This window comes from Acidovorax sp. LjRoot118 (genome assembly GCF_964253575.1).
GTDB lineage: Bacteria > Pseudomonadota > Gammaproteobacteria > Burkholderiales > Burkholderiaceae_C > Acidovorax.
Genome location: NZ_CAXURB020000001.1, coordinates 6,643,931 through 6,662,255 on the forward strand (window position 1 = coordinate 6,643,931; position 18,325 = coordinate 6,662,255).

Annotated in this window: 12 protein-coding genes; 5 read left to right on the forward strand and 7 right to left on the reverse strand. The window is 68.0% G+C overall.

The annotated features are described in order from the left end of the window. Positions 1 to 92 precede the first annotated feature (92 nt). Together ACSQ9E_RS31195 and ACSQ9E_RS31200 are read left to right on the forward strand one after the other, a co-directional pair. Entirely contained in the window at positions 93 to 1,097 is a 1,005-nt protein-coding gene (locus ACSQ9E_RS31195; RefSeq protein ID WP_436220042.1) for an NAD-dependent epimerase/dehydratase family protein, read from the forward strand. Positions 1,098 to 1,595: 498 nt separating this feature from the next. Next, the gene (locus ACSQ9E_RS31200) at positions 1,596 to 2,294 is read left to right on the forward strand and encodes a hypothetical protein (protein WP_436220043.1); all 699 of its coding nucleotides are present in this window, start codon (positions 1,596 to 1,598) and stop codon (positions 2,292 to 2,294) included. On the opposite strand, the gene ACSQ9E_RS31205 is transcribed toward ACSQ9E_RS31200, so the two are convergent. Continuing rightward, positions 2,285 to 3,205: a LysR substrate-binding domain-containing protein gene (locus ACSQ9E_RS31205; protein WP_057203908.1), complete on the reverse strand. Its 921-nt coding sequence runs from the start codon at positions 3,203 to 3,205 to the stop codon at positions 2,285 to 2,287. The genes ACSQ9E_RS31200 and ACSQ9E_RS31205 overlap by 10 nt on opposite strands. A gap of 70 nt (positions 3,206 to 3,275) precedes the next feature. Between ACSQ9E_RS31205 and ACSQ9E_RS31210 the strand changes: the two genes are divergently transcribed. Further along, the gene (locus tag ACSQ9E_RS31210) at positions 3,276 to 4,469 is read left to right on the forward strand and encodes a pyridoxal-phosphate dependent enzyme (RefSeq protein ID WP_057203909.1); all 1,194 of its coding nucleotides are present in this window, start codon (positions 3,276 to 3,278) and stop codon (positions 4,467 to 4,469) included. A 42-nt stretch (positions 4,470 to 4,511) separates the two neighbouring features. Further along, on the forward strand, positions 4,512 to 5,480 hold the full coding sequence (locus tag ACSQ9E_RS31215; protein ID WP_436220044.1) for a Bug family tripartite tricarboxylate transporter substrate binding protein: 969 nt from the start codon (positions 4,512 to 4,514) through the stop codon (positions 5,478 to 5,480). An 18-nt stretch (positions 5,481 to 5,498) separates the two neighbouring features. Here the strand turns inward: ACSQ9E_RS31215 and ACSQ9E_RS31220 are convergent, their stop codons facing one another. The 3 genes from ACSQ9E_RS31220 to thiL all read right to left on the reverse strand — a co-directional run bounded on the left by ACSQ9E_RS31220 (position 5,499) and on the right by thiL (position 7,300). Beyond that, entirely contained in the window at positions 5,499 to 6,038 is a 540-nt protein-coding gene (locus ACSQ9E_RS31220) for an RNA polymerase sigma factor (RefSeq protein WP_436220045.1), read from the reverse strand. Beyond that, positions 6,035 to 6,238: a YgaP family membrane protein gene (locus ACSQ9E_RS31225; protein ID WP_057203912.1), complete on the reverse strand. Its 204-nt coding sequence runs from the start codon at positions 6,236 to 6,238 to the stop codon at positions 6,035 to 6,037. The genes ACSQ9E_RS31220 and ACSQ9E_RS31225 overlap by 4 nt, the downstream gene beginning before the upstream one ends. Positions 6,239 to 6,343: 105 nt before the next feature. Beyond that, the gene (gene thiL, locus ACSQ9E_RS31230) at positions 6,344 to 7,300 is read right to left on the reverse strand and encodes a thiamine-phosphate kinase (RefSeq protein ID WP_436220046.1); all 957 of its coding nucleotides are present in this window, start codon (positions 7,298 to 7,300) and stop codon (positions 6,344 to 6,346) included. A 203-nt stretch (positions 7,301 to 7,503) separates the two neighbouring features. On the opposite strand from thiL, the gene ACSQ9E_RS31235 reads away from it, so the two are divergent. Next, a complete protein-coding gene (locus ACSQ9E_RS31235) occupies positions 7,504 to 14,490 on the forward strand; it encodes an ExeM/NucH family extracellular endonuclease (RefSeq protein WP_436220047.1) in 6,987 nt (2,328 codons plus the stop codon). Positions 14,491 to 14,511: 21 nt separating this feature from the next. Here ACSQ9E_RS31235 and ACSQ9E_RS31240 read toward each other — a convergent pair whose 3' ends face one another. The 3 genes from ACSQ9E_RS31240 to ACSQ9E_RS31250 form a co-directional block, all read right to left on the reverse strand. Continuing rightward, positions 14,512 to 15,399, reverse strand: coding sequence for a LysR family transcriptional regulator (locus ACSQ9E_RS31240; RefSeq protein WP_436220048.1), 888 nt, complete (start codon positions 15,397 to 15,399; stop codon positions 14,512 to 14,514). A gap of 326 nt (positions 15,400 to 15,725) precedes the next feature. Next, positions 15,726 to 16,850, reverse strand: a complete 1,125-nt coding sequence (locus ACSQ9E_RS31245; protein WP_057203917.1) for a YbdK family carboxylate-amine ligase — start codon at positions 16,848 to 16,850, stop codon at positions 15,726 to 15,728. Continuing rightward, positions 16,847 to 18,106 (reverse strand): cation:proton antiporter, encoded by a 1,260-nt coding sequence (locus ACSQ9E_RS31250; protein WP_057268525.1) that lies wholly within the window; start codon positions 18,104 to 18,106, stop codon positions 16,847 to 16,849. The genes ACSQ9E_RS31245 and ACSQ9E_RS31250 overlap by 4 nt, the downstream gene beginning before the upstream one ends. Between the last annotated feature and the right edge of the window lie 219 nt (positions 18,107 to 18,325).

Consider the following 18,325-nt stretch of genomic DNA (forward strand, 5'->3'; position numbering starts at 1 on the left):
TTTGCATTGCTGCTATCGACAGTTAGCCAATTGTGTAACGGCGGCCGCATTTCCACAATCGCTCCATTCCCTCTTTGTTCAGGAGCCCTGCCATGTCGATCGCTGCATCCACCGTTCTCATCCTCGGGGCCCGCGGGCGCCTGGGCCTTGCTGCCGCCCGCGCTTTCGCACAGGCGGGCTGGCAGGTGCGTGCCCAGGTACGGCCGGGTGCCAGCGACCCCGCTGTGCCAGGCGTGCAGTGGGTCGGCATCGCACCGCAGGACACTCCAGCCCTTGCCGCCGCAGCGCAGGGCGCGCAGGTGGTGGTGCATGCCATGAACCCGGCCTACACGCACAAGGCCTGGCGCAAGGAGGCGCCGATGCTGATGGACGCAGCCATCGAAGTCACCCGCACCCTGGGCGCCACGCTCATGCTGCCTGGCAGTGTCTACAACTATGGCCGTGCCATGCCGCCGGTGCTGCGCGAAGACACGCCGCAGACTGCGCTGGACTTCAAGGGACTGATGCGCATCCACCTGGAGCAGCGCCTGCAGGCCGCCACGCGCGATGGCGCCATGCGCGCCGTGGTGCTGCGCGCAGGCGATTATTTCGGCAGTGGCGTGGGCAGCTGGCTGGACCAGTCCATCGCCAAGGACCTGCCCAAAGGCCGTGTCACCTGGCCCGGCCCGTTGGATATCAGCCGGCCCTGGGCCTATCTGCCTGACCTGGCCCGCACCCTGGTGCGAGTGGCCGATGCGCGCCACCGCCTGTCCGCGTTCGACACGCTGCATTTCGCCGGCCACCAGGTCACGGCGCACCAGTGGGTGCAGGTGCTCTCCGTGGTGGCGGCCGAGCAGGGCTGGGCAGCAGACGCCCAGGCCGTGCGCGTGGGCCGGTTGCCCTGGCCGCTGCTGCGCATGGCCGGCCTGGTGGTGCCCCATCTGGCGGCCCTGGCAGACATGCGCTACCTCTGGAGCACGCCGCACCGGCTGGACAACACGCGCCTCGCCGCGCTGATCGGCGAGGAGCCGCACACCCCTTTCGAGCAGGCGGTTCGCCGTGCGCTCCACGACCTGGGGCTGCTGGCCTCGGCCCTTCCCCAAGCCACCCTGGCATGAACCGCAAGGAGATTCTCACCATGCAACGCCGTACCTTCATCCGCCTGGCCGGCGGTGGCGCCATCGCCGCCGCCATCGCCCCCCTGGCTGCCTGCAGCTCGGGTCCGTACTATCCGGCCCAGGCCGTGGAGGCCTGGCAAGGCCCGGTGGGCGAAACCGACCTGCGCCGCCGGGCCGTGGCCTATGCCATCACCGCGCCCAACCCGCACAACCTGCAGCCCTGGGTGGTGGACCTGCGCGAAGAGGGCGTGATCACCCTGCGCACCGACCGCGAGCGCGTGCTGCCCGAGACCGACCCGCTGGGCCGCCAGATCCTGATCGGCCACGGCGCCTTCCTGGAGCTGCTGGTGCTGGCACTGGCCCAGCAGGGCATGGCCAGCGAAGTCACGCTGTGGCCCCAGGGGCCGCTGCCGGCGCAACTGCGTGACTGGGATGATCGCCCCGTGGCCCGCGTGGTACTGCGGCCCGGCAGCGAGCCCGAGGTTTTGTTCACCCCAGGTGCTGCGCCGCCGCACGCCCAAGGTGGATTTCGACCTGGCCCGGCCCGTGGCACCCGATCTGCTCAAGGCCTTGCTGGCCAGTGCGTCCCGGTCGGGCAGCCCGCAGGCGGGTGGAACGGTGGAGCCCGCCCGCCTGGACGCCTTGCGCGCGCTGTGCTGGCAGTCTGCCCAGGTGGAGCTGCGCACGCCGCGCACCATGATGGAAAGCATCCGCCTCACCCGTGTCGGCCCCTCCGAGATCCTGGAGCACCGCGACGGCATCTCGCTGAACACACCGTTCATACGCGCCGCAGCGGCGCTCGGCTTCTTCGACCGCTCCGCCCCGCCCGAGGAGGGCAGTGCAGGCTACAAGGGCGCGATGGACCGCTTCGAGGGCCACAGCCGCACGGCGATGGGCTTCGTGTGGCTGACGGGGGGCAACACCCGCGCCGACCAGATCGCGGCCGGCCGCGCCTACGTGCGCCTGCAACTCAAGGCCACCGAACTGGGCGTGGGCATGCATCCCATGAGCCAGGCGCTGCAGGAGTTTGCCGAGATGGCGCCGCACTACGAGCGCGCGCACCAGCTGGTGCTGGGGCAGGGCGCGCCCAAGGAAGCCGGCGACCCCACGGTGCAGATGCTGTGCCGCATCGGCTACCCGCAGGGCGAGGTACCTGCCACGCCGCGCCGGCCACTGGCGCACCTGCTTCAGGCATAGGCCAGGCGCCGCCGGCACAGCGCCACGAACTCCTGCACCGCACGCGACTGGGCCTGGCGCGGCTTGAAGGCCAGCAAGGCCCGAAAGAAGAGGCCCTCGCCCGCCAAGGGCACGCTGCGCAGCCCCAGGGGCGCATGCTCGGCCGCTACCAGCGGGTTGGTCACGGCCAGCCCTGCACCCGCCAGCACCAGCGCGCACTGTGTCGCGCTGTAGGGGGTCTCGATCACGAAGCGCGGCGTGATCCCTGCGGCGGCAAAGAGTATTTCCAGCCGCTGCTGGGCCGGGTCCGTGGCCGACAGGCCGATCAGCGGCGCATCGCGCAGGTCGGCCAGCTCCAGCACTGCTTTGCGTGCCAGCGGGTGGGCAGCGGGCACGGCGCACACGGCAGGCAGTTCGTAGAACGGCGAGGACACCAGGCCGCTCGTGTCCGCCTCGTCGCCCAGGAAGGCCAGGTCCACCGCGCCCTGGAACAGCGCCTCGCGCAGCAGCTTGGAGCTATCCACCATCAGCAGGCAGCGGGTGCGCGGGTAGTGGCGCTGGAACCCGGCCAGCACCCCGGGCATGATGCTCGCGGCCAGGGCGTGCAGGCTGCCGATGCGCAGCACCTGGTCTTCCAGCGACTGCAGCGCCACGATCTTGCGTTGCACCGCCTCCAGTCCTTCGTACACGCGCTCGACCTCTTCCATCAGCGCATGAGCTTCGGGTGTGGGCACCAGGCGCCCCTTGGGCCGGTCGAACAGCGTGAGCTGAGCGCGTACCTCCAGTTGCTGCAGCAACTGCGTCACGGCGGGCTGGCTCACATGCAGCGCGGCCGCCGCGCGGTTGGCGGAGCCCAGCCGCATGACCATGCGGAAAACCTCGATCTGGCGCGCACTGACCTCCTTGGCATCGTGCGTGGGCAGGCTTTTCATATAAGTTTGGCTTAATGGAAACGGCTGCGGCATGGTACCGCGACGCTGAGCGCCTGACTACGATGCAGGCATGAATTCCGATAATTTGGCCGGTGTGCAACCGTACCACTCCTCATCCATCAAGGTGCCTGCATTGCGGGCCAATGCGCGGCTCCAGGGCCTGCGCTGCGTTCACTGCGGGGCCCGCTATCCGCTGCAGGATATGCCTGCGGGCTGCCCCGCCTGTGCAGCGCAAGGCACGCCCGCCAGCGTTGAGGCGGTCTACAGTGAGCTGCCCCGCGCGCTGGCAGCAAGCAGTTCGGGTTATAGATGGGGCGAGTGGCTTCCGTACACCCACGGGGTGTCGCTGGGCGAGGGAAACACGCCGTGCCTTTCCTTGCCACGGTTGGCGCAGACCCTGGGCATCCGTGGGTTGACTGCCAAGCACGAGGGCATGAACCCCACGGGTTCGCACAAGGACCGCATGTCGGCGCAGGCCGTGACCCGCGCGCTGGCGGTGGGTGCCTCCAAGGTGGTGCTGGCATCGAGCGGCAATGCGGCCGTATCCGCTGCCGCTTACTGTGCGGCGGCGGGCCTGCCGTGCGAGATCGCCACCTACCGGGACATGCCCGAGTCCTTTGCCCGAGCGCTGGACCGCCTGGGTGCCCGCCGTGTTGCGTTCGATCAGGGGCTGGACCGCTGGACCCACGTGCGCCGGCAGGTACTGGACGAGGGGGCTTTTGCGATCACCAACTTCAGCGTGCCGGCCGTGGGCAGCCCGGTCTTCGGTGTGGAAGGCTACCGCGCGCTGGCGCTCGAATGCGCGGCCCAGGGCTGTGTGCCCGACCATGTGCTAGTGCCCACGGCGCGCGGCGACCTGCTCTGGGGCCTGTACAGCGGCCTGCGCGACCTGCTGGCGGCCGGCCTCATCGCACGCATGCCACGCCTGTGGGCGGTGGAGCCGTTCGCCCGGTTGAGCCAGGTGCTCGCCGGGGCGCCCGCCCAGGCCGACTTCAGCGGCAGCACCGCGCAGTTCTCCATTGCCGGCAGCACCGTCACCCTGCAGCAGCAGATCGCAGTGGAACGCTCGGGCGGCGGTGCCGCCGTGGTGGGCGATGCGGATGCGGCCCGTGGCGTGGCCGAGCTCGGTGCCCAGGGCCTCTGGGTGGAGTTGTGTGCAGGCGCCTGCGTGGCTGCCGCGGCACAGCTGCGCCGGCAGGGCCGCATTGCGCCAGAGGACCACGTGCTGCTGTTGCTCACCGCCAAGGGCGACCGAGACGCCTGATCGCTTTTTTTCGTATCTCTTCGCCTGACCAAGGACCCTGCCATGACTTTCCTGTTCCGCCGTAGCTTCGTGCTGGCATGTGCCTGCCTTTGGGGCAGCAGTGCCTTCGCCGCCTACCCCGACAAACCCGTGCGCCTCATCGTGCCGTGGGCACCGGGCGGCAGCACCGATGCCATTGCCCGCGCCATCGCGCAGCGCATGGGCGAGTCGCTGGGGCAGAGCGTCATCGTGGACAACCGCTCGGGCGCGTCCGGACGCATCGGCACCGAGGCGGCCGCCAAGGCCGCACCCGATGGCTACACCATCGCCATCGTGGAGTTGCCCCATGCCATTGCGCCGGCCGTCACGGCCAGGCTGCCCTACGACCTGCTCAAGGACTTCACGCCGATCTCGATGGTCGGCACCTCGCCGCTGCTGCTGTTCGTCAACGGCAGCAGGTACAAGGCGGGCGACATCAAGGGCTTTCTGAAGGACGGGCGCGCCAGCGCCACGCCGGTCACGCTGGCCCACAGCGGCAATGGCTCCATCAGCCACCTCTCGTCCGAACTGCTGGCCGGGGCCAGCGGGCTCAAGGTCAATGCCATCCCGTACCGGGGCTCGGCCCCGGCGCTCACCGATGTGGCGGCCGAGCAGGTGGCGGGCCACTTCGCCACGCTGGCCAGCAGTGCATCGCTGCTCTCGGCGGGCAAGATCTCCGTGCTCATGACCACCGGGCCTGCACGCCTGGCCTCCATGCCCCAGGTGCCCACGGCGCGCGAGGCGGGCCTGGCCGGCATGCAGTTCAACCAGTGGTGGGCCCTGGTGGCACCGGCCACCACGCCCATCGAGGTGATCGAGCGTCTGCGCAAGGAGGCCATTGCCGCACTGGAGCACCCGGCCACGCGCGAGCGGCTCACCACGCTGGGCATCGAGCTCAAGGGGTCCACCCGAGACGAGTTGCGCTCCTTCATGCGCGACGAGGTGGGCCACTGGGGCGCCGTGGTGCGCAAGACCGGGCTGCAGCCGGAGTGAACCGCAGCTACTGCGGGATCAGCCGGGCGACGAGGGCACGAGGTACTCCCGCACCAGGCTGCGCGCGCGGTGCAACCGGCTCTTCGCCGCCTCGCGCGTGGTGGAGAGGCGCTGGGCCATCTCCTCGATGGTGAGCTCCTCGAAGTCGCGCATCAACAAGGCTTCACGGTACAGGGGCGGCAGAGAATCGATGGCCAGGGCCAGGTCGTGGCGCAACTCGTGGTCTGGCCGGTGCGACCAGGCCAGGGCGTCTTCCACCTGCGCCAGCGGCTCGCCCCGCAGCCAGGCCAGCGCCGGTTGCATGCACAGCCGCTGCACGATGCGCACCACCCAGCCGCCAAAGGCCGCCACCTCGCGCAGCGCACCCACGCGGCGGTAGACGATGATCAGCGCCTCCTGCACCACATCATCGGTGGCGGTGGTGGCCGCGCAGTGGCGCAGCGCATAGCGGCGGATGTCCGGCCGTGCCAGCGCCAGCAGGCGCTCCATGGCCTGGGTGTCGCCCGCGCGCGCTGCCGGCAGCAACTGCGCCACGGTGGTCGATGCGTTGCCGGTCATTCCACCGGCTTTCTGCCCACCATGGCGCAGGCCGGGCAATAGCCGAAGAGACCGGTCACGATGCCCGTGGCGCCCGATGCGGCCAGCACCAGGCCCCACGGCGTGGCGCCCAGCCACACAAGGCTGGCAACGATGAGGGCCACCCCGGCGACGACGCGCAGCAGGCTTTCAGGGCGGGTGATGTTCTTGCGGTACAGCATGGCAAAGCTCCTTGGGGGTTGAAAGAGAAAGCGCCGACACGGGGCGCCTTCCCTGACAAGAGCGGGCTCTGCTGTGAAAGGATTCATGCCGCGAAAAATATTTCATCAACCGAAATGGTCGAACGAGGCGTAGTGCCGCTCCACCGGCCGGCCTTGCCCATCCACCAGGCGCAGCCCGGGTTCCGCCTCGATGCTGCCGATGCGCGCCACCGGGGTCTGGCTGGCCTGTGCGGCTGCAACCACTGCCGCGCGCTGCGAGGGCGGCGCCGTAAAGGCCAGCTCGTAGTCGTCGCCACCGGCCAGGGTGCACTGGTGCAATTGCTCGGGGCTCGTGGCGGCGCCGGCCTGGGCCATCAGGGTGGCGGTGATGGATGTGTCGATGCGTGCACCCACCCCGGATGCCTTGAGGATGTGGGACAGATCGCCCAGCAGCCCGTCGCTCACGTCCATGGCACTGCTGGCCACGCCGCGCAGCGCCAGGCCCAGGGCCACGCGCGGCGTGGGCTGCTCCAGCCGCAGGCGCGCGGCGGCCAGCACCTCGGGAGCCAGCGGGGTGTGCCCCAGCAGCGCCTCCAGCGCCAGCCGGGCATCGCCCAGGGTACCGCTCACATAGAGATCGTCGCCCGCGCGCGCGCCGCTGCGCAGCAGCGCCTGGCCGGCAGGCACCTCGCCGAACACCGTGATGCAGATATTGAGCGGACCCTGGGTGGTGTCACCACCGACCAGTTCGCAGCCATGCGCATCGGCCAGGGCCAGCAGCCCGCGTGAAAAGCCGGCCAGCCAGGGCGCGTCCACGCGCGGCAACGCCAGTGCCAGGGTGAAGGCCAATGGCCGGGCTCCGCAGGCGGCCAGGTCCGACAGGTTCACGGCCAGTGCCTTGTGCCCCAGCGCCTCGGGGTCCACGTCGGCGAAGAAGTGGCGGCCTTCCACCAGCATGTCGCTGGAGACGGCCAGCTGCATGCCTGCGGCAGGTGCCAGCAGCGCGCAGTCGTCCCCCACGCCCAGGGCGGCGCGGTGCACGGGCCGCGTGAAATAGCGTGCGATCAGATCGAATTCACCCATGGGTCGATTGTGGCGTGCCTCGTATCCATTGGTACCGACGGCGTGACATATCTCTGCAACACACGGTGCCTAGAGTCACCGCTTCGTGCCCGGCTCCCATGCCCCGTTCCTGGAGCCCGCAGGCCTTATTCCACTGCGCGGCGGCATGCGCCTTCGCCGCACCTTCCATCCCCACCCACCCGCCTTGCGCGGAGGAAACGAGCATGACCACCGTCTACCACGCCCTGTCGACCAGCAATTTCGCCCAGGATTGGACCAATCTGAGCACCCTGATCACCACCGCCAACGACTGGAGCGGGGTGCCGTCCATCGTGGGGTACCGGGGCGATGACCTGACCACGGTGACGGGAACCGATCCCCAGACCGTCTTGGCCGGTACCGCGACGCCGCAGAGCGCCACGCTGCTCGATGCCAACACGGCCAGCACCACCGGCGCAGTGGGTGTGTTCAGCACCTTGCCCAATCCGGTGATCGCGATGCAGGGCTCCGGCACCGCTGACGCGCCCCACCTCGTGATCCACCTGAACGCCACGGGCCGCAAGGACATCGTGGTCAGCTACACCTTGCGCGACATCGATGCGACCACCGACAACGCTGCACAGGCCGTGGCGCTGCAATACCGCGTGGGCGACACCGGCGACTTCGTCAACGTGCCGGCCGCGTACGTTGCCGATGCATCGAACGGCCCCTCGCTCACCAAGGACACGCCCATCTCCGTCGCGCTGCCTGCCGGTGCCAATGGCGCTGCCCAGCTTCAGCTGCGCATCATGACCACCAATGCCGCTGGCAACGACGAATGGATCGGCATCGACGACATCGTGGTGAGCTCTGCCGCAGCCGGTCCCGTCGGCCCCAGCCTGGCCTACAGTGGCTCCATCAACGAATCCCAGGCCTTTGACGGCCACATGGCCCCGGGCGCCAAGATCACCATCACGCTGACGGGCGAGACCTTCACCGGCACCGACGGCGCCAGCCTGCTGTCTGCCGCCACCGTGACCAACGTGCCTGCCGGCCTCACGGCGGTGCTCACCCGCACCAGCGCCACCACGGCCGAGCTGGGCTTTACCGGCACGGCCACCAGCCATGCCAATGCCAACGACGTCAGCAACCTCACGGTCACGTTCGCCGATGGCGCCTTCACCGGCGGCTCCGCTGCCGGTGTCGCGAACGCCACCCAGAACAGCCTGAAGGTCAATTTCGCCGACATGGGCGCGGCAGGCAGCGCGCAGACCTTCACGCCCAACGCGGGCACCACCCTCGGCAGCTCCGACGCATCGGCCGCGCTGGCGCTCGACGCCAACTGGATGGTGGTGGGCGACGATGAAGCCAGCGTGCTGCGTGTCTACGACCGTGCAGGCGGCGCTGCCGTCAAGGAGTGGAACTACGGCGCCGCACTGGGCAATGGCGGCGAGCTGGACCTGGAGGCCGGCACCCGCATCGGCGACACCTTCTATTTCACCGGCTCGCACAGCAACAACAAGAGCGGCGCGGAGCAGAACAACCGCGAATACATCCTGGCCGTGAAGATCGATGGCACGGGCGCCGACACGCAATTCACCTACCTGGGCAAGCACAGCGGCCTGGAAGACCAGCTTGTGGCCTGGGACCAGGGCAACGTCCACGGCAAGGGCGCGAACTACTTTGGCTTCGCCGCCTCGTCGGTCGGGGTGATTCCCGAAAACGTCAACGGCTTCTCCATCGAAGGCATGACCGCCTCGCAGGACGGCAGCAAGCTGCTGGTGGCCTTCCGTGCGCCGCAGACCGATGCCAACACGCGCGACAAGGCCGTGGTGCTGGCACTGGACGTGGCCGGGCTCGTCGACGCCACGGGTGGCAGCGCGCCCAACGTCAGTGCCGTGTTCGAACTCAACCTGGGCGGCCGTGGCATCCGCTCCATCGAGAAGGCTGGCGACGGCAGCTACCTGATCCTGGCCGGCCCCTCGGGCTCGGCCAGCACCGAGGTCACCCATGATTTCCGCCTGTTCCGCTGGGATGGCGTGAGCACCACGCCCGCTGAGCTGGACGTGAACCTCGACGCCCTGCGTGACGGCACGGGCGGTAGTTTCGAGACCATCGTCGACGTGCAGAGCACGGCCCAGGGCACCCTGGTGCAGTTGCTGCAGGACAACGGCGACAGCACCTGGGGCGGTTCCACTGCGTCCAAGGACCTGCCTGCAGCGCAGCAGAAGTTCGTGGGCAACTGGGTGCAGATCGGTGGCAACGTCACTGACTCCGCTGGCCCCAGCCTGGTCAACAGCACCCCGGCTGACAATGCGATCAATGTGGACAAGGCGGCCAACCTCGTGCTGCGTTTCGATGAAGGCGTGGCGCGCGGCACAGGTGACTTCGTGATCAAGAAGGTCAGCGACAACAGCGTCGTTGCCACGATTTCCGCTGCCGACACCACCCAGGTCACAGTGGCATTCAACACCGTCACCATCAACCCCACAGCCGATCTGGCCGTGAATACCGATTACTACGTTGAAGCCGTAGCAGGCACGCTGAAGGACCACTACGGCAACAACTGGACCGGGCTGACGGGCGCAACGGCCTTCAATTTCACCTCATCCTCCGCGCCCCCTGCCAAGGTGCTTATCACCGAAGTGAACTCCAGCACCAGCTCGGGCGCGGGTGGCGGCGACTTCTTCGAGCTGTACAACTACGGCACCACGGCCATCTACCTGTCGGGCTGGAAGTGGACCGACGAAGCCGGCGCCTTCTCCAGCGCCACGGCACTGACCGCCGGCACGACGCTGGCTGCCGGCGAGAAGCTGATCATCGTCAACACCACGGACGAAGCTGCATTCCGCGCAGCATGGAACAACCTGCCCACCACGACCAAGGTCCTCGCCGTGGGCGGTGCTGGCCTGGGCGGCGACGACGCCGTCGTGGTCTTCGATTCGGCTGGCAAGGTGGCTGCAGCCATCAACTACAAGGCCACAGGCACGTCCATCACCGCCAGCGACAACACGGTGATCCAGCCCCTGGTGAAGAGCGGCGGCGGCAACTCTGCCGGCGGCCACACCGGTGTGGCCGTGGGCGGCGCTGCTGGCACCTCTGCGGTGTGGGATGGCGTCTCCACGAGCAATCCGCAGTACAAGCCTTCAGTGGCCGGCCAGGATGGCGCCTTCGCGCAGACGGGAACGCCCGCCAACATCGGCTCGCCAGGCGCAACTCCCAAGCCCAAGGTGCTGATCACCGAAGTGAACTCCAGCACCAGCTCGGGCGCGGGTGGCGGCGACTTCTTCGAGTTGTACAACTACGGCACCACGGCCATCGACCTGTCGGGCTGGAAGTGGACCGACGAAGCCGGCGCCTTCTCCAGCGCCACGGCGCTGACCGCCGGCACGACGCTGGCTGCCGGCGAGAAGCTGATCATCGTCAACACCACGGACGAAGCTGCATTCCGCGCAGCGTGGAACAACCTGCCCACCACGACCAAGGTTCTCGCCGTGGGCGGTTCCGGCCTGGGCGGTGATGATGCTGTCGTGGTGTTCGATGCGACCGGCAGCGTGGCTGCAGCCATCAACTACAAGGCTACCGGTACCTCCGTCACGGCCAGCGACGGCACGGTGGTCCAGCCCTTGGTGAAGACAGGCGGCGGCAACTCTGCCGGCGGCCACACCGGTGTGGCCGTGGGCGGCGCTGCTGGCACCTCTGCAGTGTGGGATGGCATCTCCACGACCAATCCGCAGTACAAGCCTGCAGTGGCGGGCCAGGATGGCGCCTTTGCCCAGACGGGCACGCCGGCCAACATCGGCTCGCCGGGCCTGACCGAAGGCGCCAAGGGCGCAGTGCCCACGTACACCCAGGCATTCAACGACGCCAATGGCTTCGCCGAGTTCACGAAGTACAGCAAGGACGCCGATGCGGCCAACAACTGGTACCTCAACACCACCGCCGGCGCGGACAAGGCGGCCGAGGTCAATGGTTTCGGGGACAGTGCCCCGGCCAATGACTGGCTGATCTCCAAGGCATTCAACCTGAACGACACCAGTGCCGAGTTCCTGAGCTTCCGCACCTGGACCAACTTCACCGACAGCGGCTTTGCTCAGCCGGTCACGCTGAAGTACTCCACCAATTACGCCGGTACGGGTGACCCTGCGCTTGCCACCTGGAGTGATCTTGCCTTCACGCCTTCGCCGCAGGGCAGCCAGGCCTGGACCCAATCGGGCCCTATCGACCTGTCAGCCATCACCGGTACGAACGTCTATTTCGCTTTCCAGTACCAGTCTTCCGGCACAGCGTCCAGTTCGTCGTCGAGCTGGCGCGTTGACGACTTCAAGATCGACAGCTACAGCGGCCCCGTTGTCTCCATCGCGGCCACCAGCGCCGACAAGATGGAAGGCAACGCGGGCACTACCGCCTACACCTTCACCGTGGCGCGTGCCGGTGATACGTCGGGTACGGCATCCATGAACTGGGCGGTCACCGGCTCTGGCGCTTCGCCGGCCACGGCGGACGACTTCGTCGGCAACGCGCTGCCATCGGGTTCAGTGAGCTTCGCAGCGGGCGAGACCAGCAAGCTCATCACCGTCAACGTGCAGGGCGACACCAGCATCGAGCAGGACGAAGGCTTCACCGTCACGCTGTCGGGCGTGCCCGGCGGCATCACCGTCATCGGCGCAGCCGCGCAGGGCGTGATCCGCTCGGACGAGGCCCCTATCACCAAGATCCACGAGATCCAGGGCAGCAACGACACCGCGCTGCTGATGGGCAGCGCCGTCACCATCGAAGGCATCGTGACGGGCTACGCCCCCAACCTGCAGGGCTTCTATGTGCAGGAGGAAGCGGCCGACTACGATGCCGATGCCAGCACCTCCGAAGGCATCTTCGTGTACTACGGCAGCACGCCTATCGTGGGCCTGGACGCCAACAGCGTGGGCGACAAGATCCGCATCAAGGGCACGGTGGCCGACTTCAAGGGCCAGACCCAGCTGACGGGCCTGTCGGGTTTCACGCAGGTGCAGGACAATGCAGGCCTGCCCGCCGCCACGGTGGTGACCTTGCCCGTGGCCAGCGCCGTGAGCTGGGAAGCCTACGAAGGCATGCTGGTGACCGTGCAGTCCGCAACGAACGGCGGCAAGCTGGTGGTCACCGACAACTTCAACCTGGCCCAGTATGGCCAGGTGACGCTGACCTCGGACGCCATCCAGACGACGTACACCGAGAACAACGCGCCCAGCACCGCGGGCAATGCCAACTACCTGGCGGATCTGAAGAAGGACCAGATCATCCTGGACGACCTGAGCAGCACGTCGAACCCCGCCAGCCACATCGGCCGTGACGGCCAGCCGCTGTCGGCCAGCAATACGCTGCGCGCCGGCGATGGCGTGACGAGCGTGACCGGCATCGTGGACCAGCTCGTGGACGCCGCCGCAGGTACCCACGAAACCAGCTACCGCGTGCAGCCCACGCAGACGGTGCAGTTCACGGGCGATGCCGCTCGCCCCACCGTCAATTCCATCCCGGACAGCGTGCGCAACGCCGAGATCAAGGTGGCTTCCGCCAACGTGCTGAACTACTTCACCACGCTGGGCACGGCCAACTTCGTCACGCCCGAAGGCAACAGCATCGCGGCACGCGGGGCCACCAATGCCACCGAATTCCAGCGCCAGCAGGACAAGATCGTCGAGAACCTGCTGGGCCTGGATGCCGACGTGGTCGGCCTCATGGAGGTGCAGAACAACGGCTTCGGCTCCGGCAGCGCGATCCAGTCGCTGGTGAATGCGCTCAACGCCAAGGCCGGCCCGAACACCTATGCCTTCGTGGAACAGACCAAGACCGGCAGCGATGCGATCATGGTGGCCATCATCTACAAGCCGGCCAAGGTAGAGCTGGTCGGAGCCGCCGCCACGCCCGACCCCACGGTGTACGACGCGTTCTCGTCCACCTACGGCAGCCGCGTCCCCGTGGCGCAGACCTTCAAGTCGAAGGCCGATGGCGAAGACTTCACCGTGGTGGTGAACCACTTCAAGAGCAAGGGCAGCGGCACGGCCGCCCAGGGCGTGGATGCCGGCGATGGCCAGGGCGCCAGCACCATCGCGCGCGACAAGGCGGCCGATCAGCTTGCGCAGTGGCTCGCCACGCACCCCACGGGCAGCAGCGATACCGATGTCCTGCTGGTGGGTGATTTCAACGCCTACAGCAAGGAAACCCCCATCTCCAAGCTGGCCGCCAGCGGCTACAGCAAGGTGTCCACGGGCAACTCGTATTCGTTCGACGGCCTGTGGGGTTCGCTCGACCATGCGCTGGCCAGTTCCAGCCTGACCAGCCAGGTTGCCGGCACCTTCAAGTGGGGCATCAACGCCGAAGAGCCCACCTTGCTGGACTACAACATGGAGAACAAGAACGACGCGCAAGACGCCAGCTACTTCAACGCCGACCCCTACCGCTCCAGCGACCACAACCCGATCCTGATCGGCCTGAACCTCAGCAGCACGCCTGCGTCCGGTGGTGGTGGCGGCACGCCGACCACGCCGACCATCCCCGTCATCCCGCCCGCAGGCCCTGGCCTGCCTGCCACGCTGCAGGGCTCCAGCGGCAACGACACCATCGTCGTGCCCGACCTGCCCCTGACCCGTGTGGTCACGGGTGGCGGCGCCGACACGGTGACGGGTGGCGGTGGCGTGGACACGGTCGTGGTCTCGGCCACGCTGGCCGATGTATTGCGCCTGGGCATCAGCCAGGACAGCAGCGGCAAGGTGGTGATCAACACCCCCACGGGCCCTGTCACCCTGAGCGGCGTAGAACGCGTGGAGCTGCAGGGCAGCCTGTTTGCCTTCGACGTGGCGCTGCCCTCGGCGACCAGCGAGGGCGGCAAGACCGGCCAGATGCTTGCCCTGGCCTACACCATCTTCGGCCAGAAGCCGGACACCGCCGCCCTGAGCCAGTGGGTGCACAAGGCCGACAGCATGACGGGCCTGGACGCGCTGGCCCAGTCCTTCATCGATATGCTCGCCCCCGGCATCGGCAACGATGGTCTGGTGAACTTCCTCTTCGAGCGTGTTACGGGCGTGGCCCCCACGGCCCAGCAGGTGCAGGAGTTCTCGTCGATGATCGGCCCCGGCAAGGCCTATGCCACGCAAGGCGCCTTCCTGGCGGCGGTGGCCAAGCTGCCGATCGCCACGGAGGGCCTGGCCGAGCTGGTGGGCGTGATCCAGCCCCTGGACGCTGCCGTGTTTCTGTGACCAGAGCGCGCCCTGGCCGCTTCAGCCCAGGGCGCTGCCGCCACTGCCGAACCACAGCGCCCAGTGGTCGATGCAGGCCTTGATCTTGGGCAGGCGGTGCCTGCGCGTGAGCGTGATGGCGTGGATGGGCGAGGGCTGCTCGTCCACCCAGTCGCGCAGCACGGGTGCCAGCACGCCCTGCTGCACCAGCGGTTCGGCCACCAGGGTGGCCAGCCGGGCAATGCCCAGGCCCTGCAGCGCCAGGCGCGCCGTGATGCCGGTGCTGCCGGAGCGCCAATGCCCGTCGGCCACCACCACGTGGGGCTCGCCATCGACCATGAAGGGCCAGCGGTTGAGCTGGGCCATCGCGCTGTTGGTGATGAGCCGGTGGCGGTGCAGCTCATCCGGGTGCTGCGGCTCGCCATGGGCCTGCAGGTAGGCCGGCGTGGCATACAGCTTGCGCACCAGGGTGCCCAGCGGGCGCGCCACCACGGTATCGCTGGTGGGCGGCCCGGTGCGGATGGCGATGTCGATGCCGTCGCGCGCCATGTCGGCCATGCGGTCGTCCACCACCAGCTCCACGCGCAGCAGTGGGTGTGCCTGCTGCAGGCTGTCGAAGCTGGGGATCAGCAGGTGCTCGGCCAACACCGAGCTGGCGGCCACGCGCACTGAGCCGCTGGCCTGGCCGCTCTGGCTGGCGAACTCGCCTTCGAGCTCGTCCATGGTGCTGGTCAGGCGTCGGCAGTACTCGAGGAAGGTGAGCCCTTCGGCCGTGGGCGTGAGGCCATGCGTCGAGCGGTGGATCAGCCGCGCATTGCAGGCCTTCTCGATGCGCGCCAGGGTGCGCGAGACCTGGCTCACCGGCACATCGCGCTCGCGCGCCACGGCCGAGAGTGAGCCCAGGTCCGCCACGCGGACAAAGAGGTGCATGTCTTCAAAGCGGATATCGCGCATGGACGCATGGTAGCGGGACTGGCGCGCACAACCGTGGTGGCCCTTGCAGGCTGCGCAAAACGCCCTTGCGCCATACGGCGTTTCGCCCGCGCAGGCCTGTGCCTACAGTGGCCACACCCTGTTTCGAACGTGAAGGATGTGTTCCATGCCGCAGATAGATGAGCTCTACCCCGACGACCTGCATCGCCTCAAGGCCGCCGCCCTCCGCGAATCCCACCGCCTGCGCGGCGAAGCGCTGCAAAATGCCCCAGGTGCGCTGTGGCGCATGGCCGTACAGGCCTTGCGGCGACTGAGGGCGCCGTTCAGATCCGCGCGCCGCGAAAGCGCTGTGCCGCCTGCCGGCTGACTTCGGCCAGCAGTTGCTCTTCGCGCTGGCGCTCGCGCAGCCAGCGGGCATCGTTCTGGCCGGCCTCGGTCTCGGTGCGCAGCATGTGCATGGCGTTGGCAGCGCCCTGCATGGCGGCATGGCTGGCGATCTTGTCCATCGTCATCATGATGTGCTCGCGCAGCGGCATGTGGTCGCCGGTGGCCGGGTCCACGTACACCGCGTCCATGCCGAAGCGGCAGGCCTGGAAGCGGTTGTAGGTGTAGACCAGGTAGTCGTCCTCCTCGGGCATGAAGGGCTGGTCCGCGAGGAACCAGGCACCGAGCGACTGCACATAGCCCGCCAGCGCGGCGGCACGCTCGATGGTCAGCGGCGTGTCGAAGACTCGGATCTCGATGGTGCCGAACTCGGGCTTGGGGCGGATGTCCCAGTAGAAGTCCTTCATGCTCTTGACCACGCCGGTGCGCGTCATCTTGTCGAAGTAGGCCGTGAAGTCCTCCCAGGTCAGCGCGAACGGTGCGCGGCCCGACAGCGGGAAGGCGAATACCGAATTGAGCCGTGCCGAGTCGAAGGCCGTGTCCTGGCCCTGCACATAGGGGCTCGACGCCGACAGCGCGATGAAGTGCGGGATGTAGCGCGACATGCGGTGCAGCATGAGCAGCGCGGAATTGGCATCGGGGCAGCCGATGTGCACGTGCTGGCCGAAGATGGTGAACTGCTTGGACAAATAGCCGTACAGCTCCGACAGCTCGCGAAAGCGCGGCTTGTCGTAGATGCGCCGCTCGTGCCACTGCTGGAAGGGGTGCGTGCCCCCGCCCACCACGGCAATGTTGAGCTTGTCGGCGCTCTTGACCAGTGCATCGCGGATCGGCGTGAGCTGGCCCAGCACCTCGCTGGCCGAGTGGCAGATGTCAGTGGAGATCTCGATCATGCTGTTCGTCATCTCGGGCACCACGCTGCCAGGCAGCGGTGTCTTGTGCATGAGGCGCAGCATGTCCTCGGCATAGGGCGCGAGGTCGTAGTCGTTGGTGTTGACGAGCTGCAGTTCCAGCTCGACGCCCAGCGTCAGGGGTTCGGAATGGTTGAAGGCTTCAAGGCTCACGCGTTGTCTCCGTTGCTGCTGGTGGTGGCGTTCGACAGCGGCGCCCAGGGTTTCGAACTCTCGCCCGCACGGTAGATGGCCACCGTGGCGATCACCGCGCCCAGCACCTCCATCAGCAGGATGGCGGGCAGGGCCACGCGGGCGATCAGGTGGCCGGTGGACGGCGAGGCCACGACGAACTGCGAGGCGATCAGCAGCGCGATGGAGGACATGGGCGTCATCGCGCCGCCCACCCACAGGGCTTGGCGCCAGCTGGCACCGCTGCCCACATTGCCCAGGGCCACGCCCAGCACCTTGGCCACCAGGCGCACGGCGATCAGGGCCAGCACCACGCCGGCCACGGGGCCGCTCCAGTCGGCTTGCGCGGCCACGGTGGAGACCAGCACGAACATCAGCATGGTCAACAGCGACGACGCATTGCCCAACTGGCGCGGCCAGGCCCAGGGACGCGGGTTGAGCTGCTTGAGCAAGATGCCGCCCAGCAGCGCGGCCAGCGGGGCCGAGCCACCCATGTGCGCGGCCACTGCGGTGCCCGCAGCAATCAGCGCCAGCAGCAGCATGGAGGTGTTTTCGCTGGCCGGGCTCATGATGCGCAGGGCCATGCGCATCACCAGCGCCAGCGCGGCGGCCACCACCACCGAGACGCCGAGCACCACGACCACGGGGTACATGGTGTCGATGAGGGTCAGGCTCTGGCGGTTGATCTGCTCGGCCCGGGCACTGCCCAAGGTCAGCGCGTACAGTGTGGAAAGGGTGGCCAGCACAATGGCGCGCTCGGTCACCGGGCCGGCTGCGCGGGTGTCGGCCACCACGCGCGTCAGCACCGCAGGCGAGGCGGCCAGCGCCACCAGGGCCAGGGGGCCGGCCACCTGCGTGGGCTGGTTGAGCCAGACCAATACCCAATACACAGCGAAATAGGTCAGCGTGGATTCGGCAATGCTCTGCACCAGCACCATGGGGTTGTGGCGGAACCAGCGCAGCGGGATGCGCCCGCCGCATTCGAACAGCACCAGGGCGATGCCCAGTTCCAACAGGAACAGACCGATCCCTTGTAGCGGCCACAGGGCACCGCTGAAGCCGGCCAGGCCTGCGGCCGTGCCTACCAGCGAATAGCCCACCACCTTGGGCAGGCCCGTGTGGCGCTGGCACAGGTAGCCGGCCATGGCGGCCACTGCCAGCAGCAGGGACCATTGCACCGTGGGGAGCCCGGCCGAGGGGCGCAGCCACTGCGCCCAGAAGCTCAGGATTTCATTCATGTAGGTGACCTCTGCATGGCGCGGGCACACGAGTCGCCCGCAGGTTGATTCTTCGGCGGCGCAGTGCCACCGGTGGGGTGGCGTGTGCCGTGCGGTACCCGCCAGATCACATCTGATTGGCACGGCGTTGTACACAGCCGTGGCCCCAGCAGACAGCTGCTGGCGCGCCGTTACCTTAACGTACCCTGCAGAGACCTCAGAAATCGCTTCGGTTTTTCA

Excerpts from the sequence above, each read along its gene's own strand:
- ACSQ9E_RS31195 (WP_436220042.1), top strand. The coding sequence starts at position 93 with ATGTCGATCGCTGCATCCACCGTTCTCATCCTCGGGGCCCGCGGGCGC.
- ACSQ9E_RS31205 (WP_057203908.1), bottom strand. The coding sequence starts at position 3,205 with ATGAAAAGCCTGCCCACGCACGATGCCAAGGAGGTCAGTGCGCGCCAG.
- ACSQ9E_RS31210 (WP_057203909.1), top strand. The coding sequence starts at position 3,276 with ATGAATTCCGATAATTTGGCCGGTGTGCAACCGTACCACTCCTCATCC.
- ACSQ9E_RS31215 (WP_436220044.1), top strand. The coding sequence starts at position 4,512 with ATGACTTTCCTGTTCCGCCGTAGCTTCGTGCTGGCATGTGCCTGCCTT.
- ACSQ9E_RS31220 (WP_436220045.1), bottom strand. The coding sequence starts at position 6,038 with ATGACCGGCAACGCATCGACCACCGTGGCGCAGTTGCTGCCGGCAGCG.
- ACSQ9E_RS31225 (WP_057203912.1), bottom strand. The coding sequence starts at position 6,238 with ATGCTGTACCGCAAGAACATCACCCGCCCTGAAAGCCTGCTGCGCGTC.
- thiL (WP_436220046.1), bottom strand. The coding sequence starts at position 7,300 with ATGGGTGAATTCGATCTGATCGCACGCTATTTCACGCGGCCCGTGCAC.
- ACSQ9E_RS31235 (WP_436220047.1), top strand. The coding sequence starts at position 7,504 with ATGACCACCGTCTACCACGCCCTGTCGACCAGCAATTTCGCCCAGGAT.
- ACSQ9E_RS31240 (WP_436220048.1), bottom strand. The coding sequence starts at position 15,399 with ATGCACCTCTTTGTCCGCGTGGCGGACCTGGGCTCACTCTCGGCCGTG.
- ACSQ9E_RS31250 (WP_057268525.1), bottom strand. The coding sequence starts at position 18,106 with ATGAATGAAATCCTGAGCTTCTGGGCGCAGTGGCTGCGCCCCTCGGCC.